The sequence below is a fragment of the Micromonospora sp. NBC_00421 genome, from assembly GCF_036017915.1.
GTDB lineage: Bacteria > Actinomycetota > Actinomycetes > Mycobacteriales > Micromonosporaceae > Micromonospora.
In genome coordinates, this window is the sequence record NZ_CP107929.1 from 5,243,223 (window position 1) to 5,258,371 (window position 15,149).

The following is a 15,149-nucleotide window of genomic DNA, read 5'->3' on the forward strand; positions in this document are numbered from 1 at the left end:
TCAGTCTCCTAGCCGGGCCAGTTTGCGTGCGACGTTCCGGTTCAGCTGCCTCCGCCACCGGTCGCGGTAACTGCGGGCGCCCGCGCCGCCGGCCAGCGCCGACGTGAAGCCGGCAATGTCGTCGCCGAGCACCTCGTCGATGCGCTGCCCATCGGCTGCGGCTTCCTCGAGCAACCCGAGAGCGGCGTCGGCGATAGGGGTCAGGTTGCGGCCCGTGAAGCTCCCGTACGGGGAGAGGTGAGCCACTATCTGCCCCCACGCGGCCCGATAGTCGGCCGGCAACGCCTGCGCCCGGCCTTCGAACGCTTTCCACTCTCGGGTCAGATCGCTGCCCGTGATGGTCTCCCAGAAGCTCATGCCCCGGCCTCCTTGAGTTTGTCGATCCGCGAGGAGACGTACTGCCACTTCGCCCAGAACGTCGCGAGCTCCCTGCGCCCGGTGTCGTTGAGCGTGTAGAACTTGCGCGGCGGACCCACTTCGGACGGCCGCTTCGCAACCTGGACAAACTTGTTGCGCTCCAGACGCAGCAGGATGGTGTACACCGTGCCGTCGATGACGTCGGTGAAACCGAGCTCGTTCAGGCGACGCGTGATGGCGTAGCCGTAGGTCTCCTCACGGCCGATGATTTCGAGCACGCACCCCTCGAGCGTGCCCTTCAACATCTCGGTCAGATCCTCCACATCAACCTCCAATCCGCTATCTGGTACGACGGGGTACTGGTATACGGTATCACCGAGTACCGCTAGTCGGTAGTACCGAGTACTGGAAACTTCTGCCGGTCAGGAGTGGAAGCGGTAGCCCAAGCGAGGCTCGACGAGAAGGCGGGTCCAACCGCGCAGCCCGGTGGAAACCGGGCGGGCCCATCCCCCCGCCAGCAGAACCCGCCAGCCGGCGCGGCGCAGCGGGTCCTCGCAAGCTCCCGTCGCACCAGGGTCCTGTCAGACCATCGGCGACGCCAAGCCGCAGGGCGGAGTCTTCGGGGGCGACTCAAATCTTCATCGATACAAGAGATGCCCTGACCTGCGTCTCCGCTGGTCAGGGCATCATCCGAGCCGCCTGACGGAATCGAACCGTCGACCTACGCGTACCGAACCCAGTGGTCCTGCATCGTCGTCGACTGTCAGGACTTGGCGCTGAGCCGTACAAACGACCCGGCAGAATACTCATCGTTGGTCACCACTGGTCTGCCGATGGCAGGGACTTTCGAGGGGTGAACGGGGGCGGCCACCAGGCGCGGCGCGTTGCTGTCGCCGGGAAGGTGTCAGGCATCCTCGTCGCGGGTCGCCCCCGCTGTGTCCTGCCGAGGGGCGTACCCGGCTCAGTGATGTGTGTCAGGCTGCGGGTTGCTCGTTGGGGAAGAAGACCTTCTCGACCTGATCGTGGTTGGTGTGCAGCTCCCAGTAGAGCGGCGCGATCTCCTCCGGCGCGGTGGCGCCCGGCTGGCGGGCGAGCCACGTGCCGATTGCGACGTGGCCGACCTGCACTCCCCGGGGAGCGGCAGCGGCGTGCAGGCCGTGGGCCCAGTTGCGGAGCCATGCCGCAGCCGGGCCGACGTTGCCGAATATCTCGTGACCCATCTCCGGACGCACGGAGGTGGCGCCGGTGGTGAACAGGATCGTGCCCGAGCCTCGGGCGAGCATCTCCGGCAGCACCTCGCTGACGGCAGCAACGGCTCCGTGTACGAGGAAATCGAGATGGACCTGCACGTTTTCGTGGGTCAGCTCGGTGGAGGGAGCCATCGGCAGCGCCGGGTTGGACGGCGAATACTCGAAGACGTCGATCTGCCCGAATCGCTGCCTGACCGCAGCGAGGCCGGCGACGATCGACGGCCGGTCGGTCACGTCGGCTGCGAAGGCCGCCGCTTCGATGCCCTGACCGATCAGTTCGGCCACGACCGGCTCCAGCTTGGCCGGGGTCCGCGACAGCAGCGCGACCTGGTGGCCTTCCTTGCCGAAGGTCTGAGCGATGGCGAGTCCCATTCCGGGACCGGCACCCATGATGGCGATGGTGGGCATGACTTTCTCCTTAGATCACGTGGTGAACAGTGGGATGGAACAACGGACCGACTGCCGCCGGGGCTGGCGCGGCGGGCAGGGTCGGCGTCAGTTGCTGATCTGCAGTTCCTGCCGTACGTATCGCAGATTCTCGGCATGAGCGAGCATGAATTGCGCGAGCTCGGCCCGGGAAGTGTGTGAGCCGACCCGGTCCCCGGATCCGGTCCCGGTGCGCACTTCGACCCTCCCGATCCAGTTTCATCAGGTCTCCTGAGCCTGGTCTGAGCCGGATCACCGAGGGGCTCATGGCACAAAATGAGGACACCCTCAGCTTGTGCTGCCACCATAGCACGCAAGTTGAGGAGCACCTCAAGTTGATAGGCTGTGCGGCATGTCCCCCGAACCCGCACCTGCCGCGACCACGGCCCCCGCCCGGCCGCTGCGTCGCGACGCGCAGCGCAACCGCGACTCGCTACTCGCGGCCGCTCAGGCCGTGTTCGCCGAACAGGGGATGGAGGCGTCGCTGGAGCAGGTCGCCAAGCGGGCTGGAGTGGCCATCGGCACGCTCTACAACCACTTCCCCGCCCGGCTGGACCTGGTGCAGGAGGCCTTCGCCGGCAAGCTCGCGATCTGGGTCACCGCCGCCGAGCAGGCCCTGACCATGGACGACGCGTGGGAAGGACTGTGCCTGTTCCTGGAAACCATGTGCGAACTCCAGGCCCGCGACCGGGGCTTCAACGACTTCGCCTCGATCCGGCTACCGGAAAACGCCTGCCTGGCCGGCCAGCAGACCCGGATCCACGACCTCGGCATACGCATCGTCAAACGGGCCCAACAACAAGGCCACCTCCGGCCCGACCTGGCCCCCGAGGACCTCGCCTTCGTCATCTGGTCCCACAGCCGGATCATCGAGGCGACCGACGGCATCGCCCCGCACGCCTGGCGTCGTCACCTGCACCTGATGCTCGACGGATTCCGCGCCGAGCGCGCCCACCCACTGCCCGAACCGCCCCTGACCCCCGAACAGCTCTACCGAGCCATGCTGCGCCTCGGCGGCACCGACACCCTCCGTCCAGCCACGTCCACGGAGGAGTTCTCGGGGGGCGATTCAAAACCGCATCGATGAAAATGAGGCCCTGACCAGCGAACCCGCTGGTCAGGGCCTCACACTGAGCCGCCTGACGGAATCGAACCGTCGACCTACGCATTACGAGTGCGTCGCTCTAGCCGACTGAGCTAAGGCGGCAACGATCGTTGAGTGTACGGCACGAGCCCACCCGGGATCGACCGGGCTCCCGGCCGACCGACCCGGACATCAAGGGACATCGGCGGACAGTGCGACGGCTAGGCTGCCCGGGTGAGCGACGACCACGCCACCCCCGACCACCACGCCACCCCCGACCACCACGCCACCCCCGACCACCACGCCACCCCCGACCACCACGCCACCCCCGCCGACCCCGCCACCCCTGCCGATCCTGGCGACACCGCCACGCCGGACCCGGATGCCGAGCACGCCCCCGGTGAGCGGGCGGTCCGTCGGCCGCGCGGCACCGATCCGGTGGAGCTGGGCTTCACGCCCCGCAGACCGGTCCCCTGGCTCGCGCCGTTCCTGTTGATCAGCACCGGCATCCGTACCCTGCTGGCGATGCTGTTCGGGGCGTACCTGGACAAGCGGGAGTTGCAAAACGCGCTCGACGCGCGGATCGGCGAGCAGGTCGGGCCGGACGGCGGGCTCTGGCTGGACTACGTGGCCGACCTGGGCGACGGTTTCGACGCCACGTACTCGGTGGCCTACCTGCTGGCCCAGCCGGAGCTGACTGTCGACGGGCACCGGCTGCCCCGGGCGCAGACCCTGGTGATGGGGGGCGACCAGGTCTACCCGTCGGCGGCCTACGAGGCGTACGAGGACCGGTGCAAGGGGCCTTACCAGGCGGCGCTGCCGGTGGCCCCGCCGGAGCGGCCGACGCTGTTCGCGGTGCCCGGCAACCACGACTGGTACGACGGGCTGACCGCGTTCCTGCGGCTCTTCGTCCGCTCCCGGGACCGGAACTTCGGCGGCTGGGGCACCGGCCAGTCCCGGTCGTACTTCGCGGTGCAACTGCCGGCGGGGTGGTGGCTGCTCGGCCTGGACGACCAGTCGGGGTCCTACCTGGACGATCCGCAACTCGCCTACTTCGACGAGGTGGCCCGCCGGCTCGGCCCGGACTCCCGGGTGATCCTGGCGGTGCCGGCACCGACCTGGGTGAAGTCCGTCGACCACCCCACCGCGTACGACTCGATCGACTACTTCGTCCGGACGATCATCGCGCCCACCGGCGCGCACGTCCGGCTGCTGGTCTCCGGCGACCTGCACCACTACGCCCGGTACGCCGGCCCGGGACGACAGTTGATCACCTGCGGCGGGGGCGGCGCATACCTGTACCCGACGCACACCCTGCCCGAGCGGATCGAGGTGCCACCGAAGGACACCCTGTCCCGCCGGGCCAGTCGCACCCGCGCGTACGACCTGGTGGCCCGTTTCCCGGACGCGGCCCGCTCCCGCCGGTACGGCTGGGGGATCTTCCACCGGCTGCCCCGACGCAACCCGGGCTTCGGCACCCTGCTCGGCACCCTGCACACGCTGCTGATGCTCGCCATGGCGGGTGTCGCGGCCAACCGCACCGGCACCGAGCAGCGGTTGTTCAGCGTCCCGTTGGTGATCATGTTGGCGGTGACGCTGCTCGGCGCGGCCTTCTTCGCCAAGCCGCCCAGTGCCGGCGGAAAACGGCACGTCCGGCACTGGCTGCTCGGCGTCGGTCACGGGCTCGCGCACGTGGTGCTCGCCGTCGCCGGCACCTGGGCCTGGCTGCACCTGCCGTTCTACGACTGGCCGTGGCCGCTGCCGGCGGTCGCCGCCGCCGTGCTCTACGGCCCGGTGATCGGGCTGGTGGCCACCCAACTGGTGGCCGGTTACCTGCTGGTGGCGGGGGCGTTCGGGGTCAACGTCAACGAACTCTTCGCCGGCCAGGGCATCGAGGACTCGAAGTCGTTCCTGCGGATGCGCTTCGACCCGGACGGCACGCTCACCGTCTATCCGATCGCCGTCGACCGCGTCTGCCACGACTGGCAGCTCAACCCCGACCAGTCCCCCACCGCCTCCTGGCTGACCCCCCACACCCCCCTAACCCCCCACCTAGCCGAACCCCCCATAACCCTCACCTAACCCCACCCCCACCCCCACCCCCACTCCCCACCCACCCACCCACCCCCAGAGGTTGATCAAGAAGTTTGCGTCATCGGGGACGACTTTCCTGACCTGAACCTCTTGGTCAACTGGGCGGGACGGGTGGGCGAGGCTCGTAGGGAGTGGATCATGCTTTTCAGGGCACGGAACCAGCGTCGACGAGGAGTGCGCGAGCAGGGCCCGTCCGGTCTGCCGAGCGATGAGCAGGGGCCGGCCTCCCCGAGTGGGGGCCGGGCCCTTCTGTCGTCACGGGGCCAGGTCAGGGCGATTGGCGCGCAGCCAGGCCAGCACCTCGGTGCGCCCGGCCGAGCTGTTCGATCGGTTCATCGCCTGGACGAAGCCACGCCGCACGCGCAGCCTGCCCACCTGAGCACTACTCCGCCCGAGGGGAGAGGCTCGGCTCTGCGGGGTGGGGCCTCTCCTCGTATGCCTGGCGGGAGCCGCACACCTCGGACAGGGAGCACCGCTTGGTCTCGCCCCCGGTGAGCTGGCGGACGACGACGGTTTCGCTCGGCGGGTGCCGGGACACCACCTTGGCCTGGCCATCCGCGGTCTCGACCCGCTGGCCCGGGCTCGGGTAGGAGGTGCCGCCTTCGGCATAGAGCGGGTGCTCGTACTTCAGGCAGCACATCAGCCGGCCGCAGGCCCCGGAGATCCGCAGCGGGTTCAGCGGGAGGTCCTGATCCTTGGCCATCCGGATGGTCACCGGCTCGAAGTCGTTGAGGAAGGTGGCGCAGCACAGGTCCCGGCCGCAGGAGCCGATGCCGCCCTGCACCCGGGCCGAGTCCCGGGCGGAGAGCTGTCGCAGCTCCACCCGGCAGTGCAGGGTCGCGCCCAGGTCCCGGACCAGGGAGCGGAAGTCCACCCGGTGCGGGGCGGTGAAGTAGACGGTCGTCCGGTCCCCGGTGCCTTCGGCGGCGGCGAGGACATGGTCGACCGCCACCACCTTCATCGGCAGGCCGTGCTCCCGGATCAGCCGCTTCGCGGCCACCTTCGCCTCGGCCTTGCGCCGCCGCAGCAGCTCGTCGCGGCGCAGGTCGTCGTCGTCGGCCAGCCCGGCCAGCTTCGGGAAGCCGGCGGTCTCCTCGGTGACCCACTGGGCGGCCCAGACGCACTCCGCCACCTCGGGACCGTCGTCGGTGGGGACGAGCACCCGGTCGCCGACCTGCGGACGGAACTCCCCCGGGTCGAGGTAGTAGAGCCGCCCGTACCGGTTGAAGCTGACCGCGCAGAGCATGCCCATGCCTTCAGCCTACGACGGATCGACCGAACCCGGCCGGACGCTGCCGCCGGGCACCCCGCCGGGAGCCGGAGCGGGTCACGGTCAGCCGATCCGCAACGGGCCACCGTGGTACGACGGACCGCCCGTCGACCGCCAGGTCGACTCGGCCAGACTGGGCGACCACTGGCGCAGCAGCGTCTCCGCCCCGTCGTATGCCACGCCGAGCACCGAGAGCACCCGGGTGGCGATCTCGGCCGCCGCACCGGCCCCGGCGGCGGGCCCGGCACCGGGGGCGGTCGCCGCCCGGACCCGGACCGCCTCGGTGGAGCCGAGCACCTCGGCCAGCACCCGGGCCACCGCCAGCCGGCTGCCCTCCACCCAGTCGGCCAGCGCGTCGGCGTAACCGGCTGTCGACTCCAACCTGCCGACCAGGCTCTCCGGCCCCTCGTCCAGATGGCGCAGCAGGGCGGTGCGGGCCTCGTCGTAGGACGCCCCGGCCGGACCGGACCAGACGCCCGGGTCGGTGAGGGCGGCGCAGGCGTCGTCGTACCCCCGGACGAGGCGGCGCACGGCGTGCCCGGCGGTCGCCAGCGGCGCGGGATGCAGGTCGAGGAAGGCGCGCAGGGCCTCGCCCGGCAGCAGTTGCATCCGGCGCAGCAGCGGCCAGACCGGATGCGCCTCGGGGGCACCTGCGGCGAGCAGCGTGTCGACCCGGGCGAGCAGGTCGAGGCCGGGCTCGGCGAGCCGGTCCAGCGGGTCCATCACGCCTCCCCGGCCAACCGGCGGCGGGCGTCGTCGTCGGTGGTGGCGTAGCGGTCGGCGGCGCTGCGGACGGCCGACGCGGCGGCGGCCAGCCGGGCGGCGGCGGCACCCGCCTCGCGGGACCGCCCGTCGGTGGCGGTGGCCCACTGCCGATGCAGGGCGCGGCCGACCTCGCCGGGACGGCCGGCGGAGTGCGCGCCGAACGCCGGGTGCGGCGGATCACTGACGGTGACCGTCCGGGACAGGGTGGCGAGGGTGGCGCTGGCCTCGTCGAGGCGGTCGGCGAGGGCGCGCAGGGCGTCCACCTCAGGCCCCCGCGAGCGGACGGTAGGCGGTGAAGGTCTCGTTGTGCAGTTTCTCCCGGGCCCACTGGGCGGCATCGGCGGCGGCCGTGACGGCGGCCTGCACCGAACCGGCGACGTCCCGTGGGTGCCGGTTGTGCAGCGGGCCGAGGAAGCGCACGTCGGTGATCCGGCCGCCGGCGGTCACCACCACCTCGACCAGCCCGTCGGGCGAGCGGACGGTCACCTCGACGGTGTCGACCGCCCGGTCGAACTCGGCCTGGAGGGATTCGATCCGGCGGTACCGCCGCACCGCCTCCTCGATCCACGCCTCGTCGATCTCGCCGCGCGGCATCCGATCTCCCCCCAGGTCGACCTCACCCTGCGTACCACCACGATCACCGCGGCCCCCTCGGGACCGTACCGCACGCCGTCAACGCGTGTCGATGGGCGGAAACGGGCGTCAGCCCCGCCAGAGGGAGAGCATCATCGCCTCCACGGCGATGCGCGGTTTGACGTTCGCCTCGATCGCCGCCCGGCACGCCAGCACCGCCTCCAGCCGACGCAGCGCGCCCTCGGGGGCCCACTTCTGCCCGCCCGCCTCGGCCAGCGCGGCGGTGTCGGTGTGCACCGGGGCGACCGGCGCGCGCCACGCCGAGGTGAGCGCGTCCCGGTAGAACCCGGCCAGGTCCACCAGGGCCCGGTCCAGGGCGTCCCGCTGCGCCCGGGTGGCCCGGGACTTCTGCCGCTTCTCCAGCTCCTTGAGCTGGCCGGCGGAGCCGCGGGTCGCGCCCGCCGCGCCCCGGCCGGTGCCGCCCGCGCCCAGCGCGGTCTGCAACGCGGCCCGCTCGGCCGCATCGGTCTCCGACACCGACGCCTCGGCCTCCGCCTCGGCCGCCGCGATCAGCGCCGACGCCGCGTCCAGCGCGGTGCCCACCCCGGTCAGCCGGCGCGGCACCGCCAGCACCGCGTCCCGGCGCTGGCGCGCCTCCGGGTCGCGGGCCAGCCGCCGGGCCCGCCCGACGTGTCCCTGCGCGGCGGCGGCCACCCACTGCGCCACGTCGGGCGCGACACCGTCCCGCCGGACCAGCACCTCGGCGACCGCCGCCGCCGAGGGCTGCCGCAGCGGTACGACCCGACACCGCGACCGGATCGTCACCGAGATGTCCTCCGGGTGGGTGGACGGGGCGCAGAGCAGGAAGACCGTCCGGGGCGGTGGCTCCTCGACGGCCTTGAGCAGCGCGTTGCCGGCCGCCTCGGTGAGCCGGTCGGCATCCTCGATGATCACCACCTGCCAGCGTCCGCCGGACGGGGTGCTGGCCGCCCGGAGCACCAGGGCGCGCATCTCGCCGACGCCGATGGAGAGCCCCTCGGGGGCCACCAGCCGGACGTCGGCGTGGGTGCCGGTGAGCGTGGTGTGGCAACCGGGGCAGGCCCCGCAGCCGGTGCCGTGCACGCACTGGAGGGCGGCGGCGAAGGCACGGGCGGCCACCGAACGACCGGAGCCGGGTGGGCCGGTGAAGATCCAGGCGTGGGTCATCCCGGCGGTCGGGTCGACGGCTGGCACGTCCGGGCCGGCCGTCGCGTCCGGGGCGGCAGAGGCCTCGACCACGCCGGGGGCGGCTGCCGGGGCACCGCCGGAGGCGGCGGGAACAACGGCGTCGGCGGCGGCCAGCGCGTCCAGGTCGTCGTACTCCTGGTCGGCGGCGGTGTCGGCGGCTGGGAGGTGGGCGGCGCGGAACACGGCGGCGGCCGACGCGGCGGCCCGGCGCAGCGTGTCGACCGCGTCGGTCTGCCCGACCAGGTCGGCGAAGACGTCCGGCATCAGGTGCGGTGCTCCACGCCCACCAGCTCCGTGTCGGATAACTCGGGCTGGACCGAGGTGTCCGGCCCGTGCGCCGGGCGGGGGTGCACGATGCCGGCCGGGTCCACCAGGACCTCCTCGACCCGGCGGCCGACCAGGCCGGCGATCTCCTCGACCGGTCGGGCGGCGTCGAGCACCAGGTAGCGCTTCGGGTCGTTGGCCGCGAGGTCGAGGAAGGCGTAACGGACCCGCTCGTGGAAGGCGACGGACTCGGCCTCCAGCCGGTCGGCCCCCTGGTTGCGGGCGGCCACCCGGGACAGGCCGGTACGCGGGTCGACGTCGAGCAGCACCACCAGGTCGGGCTTGAGCCCGCCGGTGGCCCACGAGGAGAGCCAGGAGACCTCCTCGACCGGCAGCGTACGGCCGGCGCCCTGGTAGGCCAGGGACGAGTCGACGTACCGGTCGCTGATCACCACCGCGCCCCGGATCAGGGCGGGGCGGACCACGGTGGCGACGTGGTGGGCCCGGTCGGCGGCGTACAGCAGCGCCTCGGCGCGCGGGGACGGCGCGTCGGCACCGGAATCCTCAAGCACCAGGGCACGGATCCGCTCCCCCACCACTGTGGCACCCGGTTCACGGGTCACCACCACGTCCCGGGCCTGCGCGCGCAGGCGGGCGGCGAGCGCCTCCAACTGGGTGGACTTGCCGGCCCCCTCGCCGCCCTCGAAGACCACGAAGAGCCCGTTGGAGACGAACGGCTCGGCCGGCAGCAGTGGCCGGCCCCGCATCGAACCCCACAGGTCGGCCAGGACCGGCACGCCCTTCTTGTCGTCCATCTGACCGAACGCGCTGATCCCGGCGAAGATGCCGGCCAGACCGGCGGCGAGCAGCAGCAGGCGGGTGGAGGAGACCGAGATGCCGAGGTCGGCGATGGTGAGCTGGCGCGAGCCGCCGACCCCGACCAGCAGGCTGCTCAGCGCGATGGCCAGGATCAGCACCAGCCGGGTGCCGATCTGCACCACGGCGAAGACCCGGCCGCGCACCTCGTCGGCGACCTCGCCACCGAGCAGCGTGGTGCCGGCGAGGAAGGCCATCCCGGCGCCCGCGCCTACCATGATCGCGCCGAGGATGGCCATCGACAGGTGGATGGCGAAGGCCAGCACCAGCACGGAGGCGCTGGCCAGCACGATGCTCATGCCGAACCAGCGGCGGCGGGACATGTCCCGGACGATCATCGGCCCGAGCCCGATGCCGATCGCCAGGCCGATGAAGATCGCGCCGAACAGCATGTAGAAGGCGGCGTCACCGGCGCCCAGGGAGGCGGCGAAGAACTTGGCGGTGCCGATCACGATGCCGCCACCGGCGAACGCGCCGAAGATGCCCAGCACCAGGCCCCGGACCAGCGGGGTCTGGCCGATGAACTTCCAGCCCTCGGTGAACTGGCTGAACATGCCCTGCTCGGCGCGCTCACCCCGCTCCCGGGCCTGGGCCTGGCTGATCTCCTTGATGCCGAAGGCCACCACCAGCGCGGTGGCCAGCCGGGAGAGGGCGTTGAACCAGAGGGCGAGCTGCGCCGGCTCGGCCCAGCCGGGCATCTCCCCGCCGGTGACCCCGCGCACGCTGCGGTCCAGCACCGCCAGGCCGATCGCGGCGGCGACCGGGGTCAGGCCGTACGTGGTGATCAGGGTGAGCTGGTTGGCCGTCTCCAGCCGGGCGCGCGGGATGAGGTTGGGGACCGCGGCCTCCTTGGCCGGAATCCAGAGCAGGGTGATCGACTCGATCAGGAAGGTGGCGATCGCCGCCCAGGTGACCACCACTCCGCCGCGGACGCCGAGCAGCGCGACAAGCGGGATCGAGGCGAAGAGCAGGAAGCGGAGCAGGTCGCAGATGACCATCGTCCAGCGCCTGTCGAAGCGGTCGGCGAGCACGCCGGCCACCGGCCCCAGCACCAGCGCCGGGAGCAGCCGGATCGCGATCACCCCACCGAACACCGCACCCTGTGCGGTGCTGCCGGACACCTGGGCGGCGGCGAAGACCGAGGTGGCGAGCAGGCCCAGCCAGTCGCCGAAGGACGCCGCGCCGAGCACGATCCAGAGCCGTCGGAACGGCCGGATGCGCAGCACCGAGCGGATCGCCGCCGCACCGGACCGGTCGGTCTGGGCGGTCACGCCGCCGGGCGGTGTCCCGGACGACGACGCGCCGGACGACTCGCCGTTCTGCTGGCTTTCGATGGCCGTACCTCCACGTGCCGGCCCAACACTGGGCAGTCCCGGTGGAACACTCTAGACCCGGTGGGAGCCTCCCCACCGGCGACATTCTCCTGCTCGCCGAGCCTAGGCCGCGAACACCACCGACCGCAGCCCGGTAGGACGTGAGGGTATTTCGCATTGCCGTCCCGACAGTTAGCGTGCATTCGTGGTCATCGACAGCGACACCCTGCGCGAACGCCTCGACAAGGCGACCGCCCACCTCGACCCGCCCTACGCCGTGGTGGACCTCACCGCCTACGACGCCAACGCCGCCGCGCTGGCCGCCCGTAGCGCCGGCAAACCGGTCCGCGCCGCCAGCAAGTCCATCCGGGCGCGCGAGCTGCTCACCCGGGCGCTCGGGCAGCCCGGCTGGGCCGGCGTGATGGCCTTCACCCTGGCCGAGGCGAACTGGCTGGTCCGCTCCGGCGCGACCGACGACGCGCTGGTGGCGTACCCGACCGCCGATCGGGGAGCGCTCGCCGAGCTGGCCGCCGACCCGCAGCTCGCCGCGGCGGTCACCCTCATGATCGACAGCACCGGGCAACTGGACCTGATCGACACGGTGTGCCCCCCGGGCCGCCGCCCCGAGCTGCGGGTCTGCCTCGACCTGGACGCCTCCTGGCGACCCCTGCGCGGGCGGGTGCACGTCGGGGTGCGCCGCTCGCCGGTGCACAGTGCCCGGGCCGCCGGCGCGCTGGCCGCCGCCGTCGGCCGTCGGGCCGGCTTCCGGCTGGTCGGTCTGATGTCGTACGAGGCACAGATCGCCGGTCTCGGGGACGCCCCGCCCGGACAGGCCGTGCTCAGCGCCGCGATCCGGATCGCCCAGCGCGGGTCGTACCGGGAACTGCTGGCCCGCCGGGGGGCGGCGGTCACCGCCGTCCGCGAACACGCCGACCTGGAGTTCGTCAACGGCGGCGGCACCGGCAGCGTGGCCGCCACCAGCGCCGACCCCTCAGTCACCGAGGTCACCGCCGGCTCGGGCCTGTACGGGCCGACGCTGTTCGACGCGTACCGGGCCTGGCGGCCGGCCCCGGCGGCGTTCTTCGCCTGCGCGGTGGTCCGCCGGCCGACCCCGCAGATCGCGACGGTGCTCGGCGGCGGCTGGATCGCCTCCGGCCCGGCGGCGAAGAGCCGGCTGCCCCGACCCTGGCTGCCGGCCGGGTTGGCACTGGTCGGCAGCGAGGGCGCGGGCGAGGTGCAGACCCCGCTCACCGGTGCCGCCGCAGCGGACCTGCGGATCGGCGACCGGGTGTGGTTCCGGCACGCCAAGGCCGGCGAACTCTGCGAACGGGTCAACGAACTGCACCTGGTCGACGGCGACACGGTCGTCGCCACGGTGCCCACCTACCGGGGCGAGGGCCGCGCCTTCCTCTGACGGCGTCCCACGCCCAGGGCCGGGCGCGGCTCAGGGCTGGGCGCGGCCTAAGGCTGGGCGACGGGCCCGGCCGGGGCCTCGACGTGCCGGTGCAGGTATTCGCGGATGAGCGCCTTGGCCTCGGCGAGGACCCGCTCGTCGCCCTCCGGCTTGCGGCGGAACGCCAGCTTGATCAGGGCGTCGGCGGCCTCGACGGCGATCTCCAGGCAGAACCGTAGGCGCGGCTCGTCGATCATGCCGAACCGTTCGGTGAGCACCCGGGCCAACTGGTCGGCGATCACGCCGTTGTTGTCCCGCTGCTCGTCGAGCAGGTGCAGGTCGACCACGTCGCCGAAGTGCAGGGTCCGGAAGCCCGGGACGGTGCGGTGCATGGAGATGTACTCGTCGATCCCGGCGTCGACACCGTCCCACCAGTGGGTCAGGTCGTCCGAGGCGAACCGCTCGTCGAGGCGCTGGAGGTAGGACTCCATGGTGCGCAGGGTCAACGCCTGCACGATCGCCCGTTTGTCCGGGAAGAACTGGTAGACCGACCCGATCGCCACCTCGGCCCGCTCGGCGAGCAGCGTGGTGGTCAACCCCTCGTAGCCCACCTCGTCGACGAGCTCGGCACAGGCGTCCAACATCCGTTGGACGCGCGCGACACTTCGACCCTGCACCGGAACGCGGCGCAGCGGTCCGGTCGTGGCGGCTGGTGTGGACACTCGGCGCCACCCCCCTTCGACGAAAGAACATATCCACATGTCACGAGGCCGTGACTACCGGTACAACGAGCGGACCTCGATTGCGGTATTTACCAGGCACAACGTTCCTGATATGAAGGCAGTTCACATTCATGTCGAGGAGCGCCGATGGCCGGTACCGCCACCGCTTGGTCCAACTGGGCCGGCAACCAGCACAGCGTCGCCACCGCCATCCTGCGCCCTACCACCGTCGAGGACATAGCCGAGGCGGTCCTGGACGTGGCGGGCGCGGGTGAGCGGATCCGGGTGGTCGGCAGCGGCCACTCGTTCACCCCCATCGCCCTGTCGGACGGGCGGCGGATGGAGTTGTCCGCGCTGCGGACCGAGGTCCGGGTGGACCGCGACGCCCGGCTGGTCACCGTGCCCGCCGGGACGACCCTGCGGGCGCTCAACGCGCTGCTCGCCGGGCACGGCCTGGCCATGCCCAACCTGGGCGACATCGACGCGCAGACCATCGCCGGGGCGATCTCCACAGGCACCCACGGCACCGGCGCCGCGTACGGCTGCCTGTCCACCTTCGTCGAGGCGCTCACCATGGTCACCGGCACCGGTGAGGTGCTGCACTGCTCGGCCCGGGAGCACCCGGAGATCTTCGCCGCCGCCCGGGTCGGGCTGGGGGCGCTCGGGGTGCTGGTGGACGTCACGCTGCGCTGCGTGGACGCCTTCACCCTGCGCGCGCACGAACGGCCCGCCCCGCTGGACGAGGTGCTGGGCGACCTGCCCGGACTCGTCGGCCGACACGACCACGTCGAGTTCTACTGGTTCCCGTACACCGACCGGGTTCAGGTCAAGACCAACGACCGGGTGCCGGCCGACGACCGGCCGCTGCCCCGCTGGCGGGGCTGGCTGGACGACGACTTCCTCGCCAACACGGTCTTCGCCGGGGCCTGCCGGCTGGGCCGCGCCGTGCCGGCGCTGGCCCCCGCCATCAGCGCGGTGTCCGCCCGGGCGCTCACCGAGCGCACCTACACCGGGCGCTCCGACACCGTCTTCTGCACCCCGCGCCGGGTCCGCTTCGTGGAGATGGAGTACGGCATCCCGCGCGCCGCCCTGCCGCAGGCGCTGGCGGAGCTGCGGCGCATCGTCGACCGGCTGCCGTTCAAGGTGCTCTTCCCGGTCGAGGTGCGGTTCACCGCCGCCGACGACATCTGGCTGTCCCACGGCTACGGACGCGACTCGGCCTACCTCGCCGTGCACCAGTACGTCGGCATGCCGCACGAACCGTACTTCCGGGCCTTCGAGGAGGTCGCCGCCGGGCTGGGTGGCCGCCCCCACTGGGGAAAGCTGCACTACCGGGACGCGGCCTCCCTGGCGACCGCGTACCCGAGGTTCGCCGACTTCCAGGACCTCCGCGCCCGCCTCGACCCCGGCCGGGTCCTCACCAACCCGCACCTGGACCACATCCTCGGCCCCTAACTCACCCCCACCACCGCGAGCTTGGCAGGAAGTGGCCCTCCTGGGGCCGTTTCCTACCAAGATCCCGACGGACCTGCCGG

14 protein-coding genes and 1 tRNA gene are annotated in these 15,149 nt (G+C 72.2%); 4 read left to right on the forward strand and 11 right to left on the reverse strand.

Annotation, left to right across the window (positions count from 1 at the left end):
• The 3 genes from OHQ87_RS22205 to OHQ87_RS22215 form a co-directional block, all read right to left on the reverse strand.
• Positions 1 to 357 (reverse strand): DUF1048 domain-containing protein, encoded by a 357-nt coding sequence (locus tag OHQ87_RS22205; RefSeq protein WP_328340758.1) that lies wholly within the window; start codon positions 355 to 357, stop codon positions 1 to 3.
• Positions 354 to 680, reverse strand: a complete 327-nt coding sequence (locus OHQ87_RS22210; protein WP_328340760.1) for a PadR family transcriptional regulator — start codon at positions 678 to 680, stop codon at positions 354 to 356. The genes OHQ87_RS22205 and OHQ87_RS22210 overlap by 4 nt, the downstream gene beginning before the upstream one ends.
• Before the next feature lie 651 nt (positions 681 to 1,331).
• The gene (locus OHQ87_RS22215; protein WP_328340762.1) at positions 1,332 to 2,015 is read right to left on the reverse strand and encodes an SDR family NAD(P)-dependent oxidoreductase; all 684 of its coding nucleotides are present in this window, start codon (positions 2,013 to 2,015) and stop codon (positions 1,332 to 1,334) included.
• Between the two features lie 370 nt (positions 2,016 to 2,385).
• Between OHQ87_RS22215 and OHQ87_RS22220 the strand changes: the two genes are divergently transcribed.
• Positions 2,386 to 3,120 (forward strand): TetR/AcrR family transcriptional regulator, encoded by a 735-nt coding sequence (locus OHQ87_RS22220; protein WP_328340764.1) that lies wholly within the window; start codon positions 2,386 to 2,388, stop codon positions 3,118 to 3,120.
• 46 nt (positions 3,121 to 3,166) lie between these two features.
• Here OHQ87_RS22220 and OHQ87_RS22225 read toward each other — a convergent pair.
• Positions 3,167 to 3,240 (reverse strand) — tRNA-Thr (locus OHQ87_RS22225).
• A gap of 111 nt (positions 3,241 to 3,351) precedes the next feature.
• Between OHQ87_RS22225 and OHQ87_RS22230 the strand changes: the two genes are divergently transcribed.
• Positions 3,352 to 5,199 carry a metallophosphoesterase family protein gene (locus tag OHQ87_RS22230; RefSeq protein WP_328340766.1) on the forward strand — a complete coding sequence of 616 codons (1,848 nt, stop codon included), beginning with the start codon at positions 3,352 to 3,354 and terminating at the stop codon, positions 5,197 to 5,199.
• Positions 5,200 to 5,593: 394 nt separating this feature from the next.
• Here the strand turns inward: OHQ87_RS22230 and OHQ87_RS22235 are convergent, their stop codons facing one another.
• The 6 genes from OHQ87_RS22235 to tmk form a co-directional block, all read right to left on the reverse strand.
• The gene (locus tag OHQ87_RS22235) at positions 5,594 to 6,463 is read right to left on the reverse strand and encodes a PSP1 domain-containing protein (protein WP_328340768.1); all 870 of its coding nucleotides are present in this window, start codon (positions 6,461 to 6,463) and stop codon (positions 5,594 to 5,596) included.
• Positions 6,464 to 6,544: 81 nt separating this feature from the next.
• Complete coding sequence (locus OHQ87_RS22240) at positions 6,545 to 7,204, reverse strand: hypothetical protein (RefSeq protein ID WP_328340770.1); 660 nt, start codon at positions 7,202 to 7,204, stop codon at positions 6,545 to 6,547.
• Positions 7,204 to 7,509 (reverse strand): hypothetical protein, encoded by a 306-nt coding sequence (locus tag OHQ87_RS22245; RefSeq protein WP_328340772.1) that lies wholly within the window; start codon positions 7,507 to 7,509, stop codon positions 7,204 to 7,206. The genes OHQ87_RS22240 and OHQ87_RS22245 overlap by 1 nt, the downstream gene beginning before the upstream one ends.
• A gap of 1 nt (position 7,510) precedes the next feature.
• Positions 7,511 to 7,840 carry a YbaB/EbfC family nucleoid-associated protein gene (locus OHQ87_RS22250; protein ID WP_328340774.1) on the reverse strand — a complete coding sequence of 110 codons (330 nt, stop codon included), beginning with the start codon at positions 7,838 to 7,840 and terminating at the stop codon, positions 7,511 to 7,513.
• Positions 7,841 to 7,948: 108 nt separating this feature from the next.
• A complete protein-coding gene (locus OHQ87_RS22255; RefSeq protein WP_328340776.1) occupies positions 7,949 to 9,310 on the reverse strand; it encodes a DNA polymerase III subunit delta' in 1,362 nt (453 codons plus the stop codon).
• Complete coding sequence (tmk, locus tag OHQ87_RS22260; RefSeq protein ID WP_328348953.1) at positions 9,310 to 11,412, reverse strand: dTMP kinase; 2,103 nt, start codon at positions 11,410 to 11,412, stop codon at positions 9,310 to 9,312. The genes OHQ87_RS22255 and tmk overlap by 1 nt, the downstream gene beginning before the upstream one ends.
• A 292-nt stretch (positions 11,413 to 11,704) precedes the next feature.
• Between tmk and OHQ87_RS22265 the strand changes: the two genes are divergently transcribed.
• Positions 11,705 to 12,913 carry an amino acid deaminase/aldolase gene (locus tag OHQ87_RS22265; protein WP_328340778.1) on the forward strand — a complete coding sequence of 403 codons (1,209 nt, stop codon included), beginning with the start codon at positions 11,705 to 11,707 and terminating at the stop codon, positions 12,911 to 12,913.
• Between the two features lie 47 nt (positions 12,914 to 12,960).
• Here OHQ87_RS22265 and OHQ87_RS22270 read toward each other — a convergent pair whose 3' ends face one another.
• On the reverse strand, positions 12,961 to 13,536 hold the full coding sequence (locus OHQ87_RS22270; protein WP_328340780.1) for a TetR family transcriptional regulator: 576 nt from the start codon (positions 13,534 to 13,536) through the stop codon (positions 12,961 to 12,963).
• Positions 13,537 to 13,761: 225 nt separating this feature from the next.
• Between OHQ87_RS22270 and OHQ87_RS22275 the strand changes: the two genes are divergently transcribed.
• Complete coding sequence (locus tag OHQ87_RS22275; protein WP_328340782.1) at positions 13,762 to 15,069, forward strand: D-arabinono-1,4-lactone oxidase; 1,308 nt, start codon at positions 13,762 to 13,764, stop codon at positions 15,067 to 15,069.
• The last annotated feature ends 80 nt before the right edge of the window (positions 15,070 to 15,149 follow it).

Excerpts from the sequence above, each read along its gene's own strand:
- OHQ87_RS22240 (WP_328340770.1), bottom strand. The coding sequence starts at position 7,204 with ATGGACCCGCTGGACCGGCTCGCCGAGCCCGGCCTCGACCTGCTCGCC.
- OHQ87_RS22205 (WP_328340758.1), bottom strand. The coding sequence starts at position 357 with ATGAGCTTCTGGGAGACCATCACGGGCAGCGATCTGACCCGAGAGTGG.
- OHQ87_RS22275 (WP_328340782.1), top strand. The coding sequence starts at position 13,762 with ATGGCCGGTACCGCCACCGCTTGGTCCAACTGGGCCGGCAACCAGCAC.
- OHQ87_RS22270 (WP_328340780.1), bottom strand. The coding sequence starts at position 13,536 with ATGTTGGACGCCTGTGCCGAGCTCGTCGACGAGGTGGGCTACGAGGGG.
- OHQ87_RS22215 (WP_328340762.1), bottom strand. The coding sequence starts at position 2,015 with ATGCCCACCATCGCCATCATGGGTGCCGGTCCCGGAATGGGACTCGCC.
- OHQ87_RS22250 (WP_328340774.1), bottom strand. The coding sequence starts at position 7,840 with ATGCCGCGCGGCGAGATCGACGAGGCGTGGATCGAGGAGGCGGTGCGG.
- OHQ87_RS22235 (WP_328340768.1), bottom strand. The coding sequence starts at position 6,463 with ATGGGCATGCTCTGCGCGGTCAGCTTCAACCGGTACGGGCGGCTCTAC.
- OHQ87_RS22255 (WP_328340776.1), bottom strand. The coding sequence starts at position 9,310 with ATGCCGGACGTCTTCGCCGACCTGGTCGGGCAGACCGACGCGGTCGAC.
- OHQ87_RS22220 (WP_328340764.1), top strand. The coding sequence starts at position 2,386 with ATGTCCCCCGAACCCGCACCTGCCGCGACCACGGCCCCCGCCCGGCCG.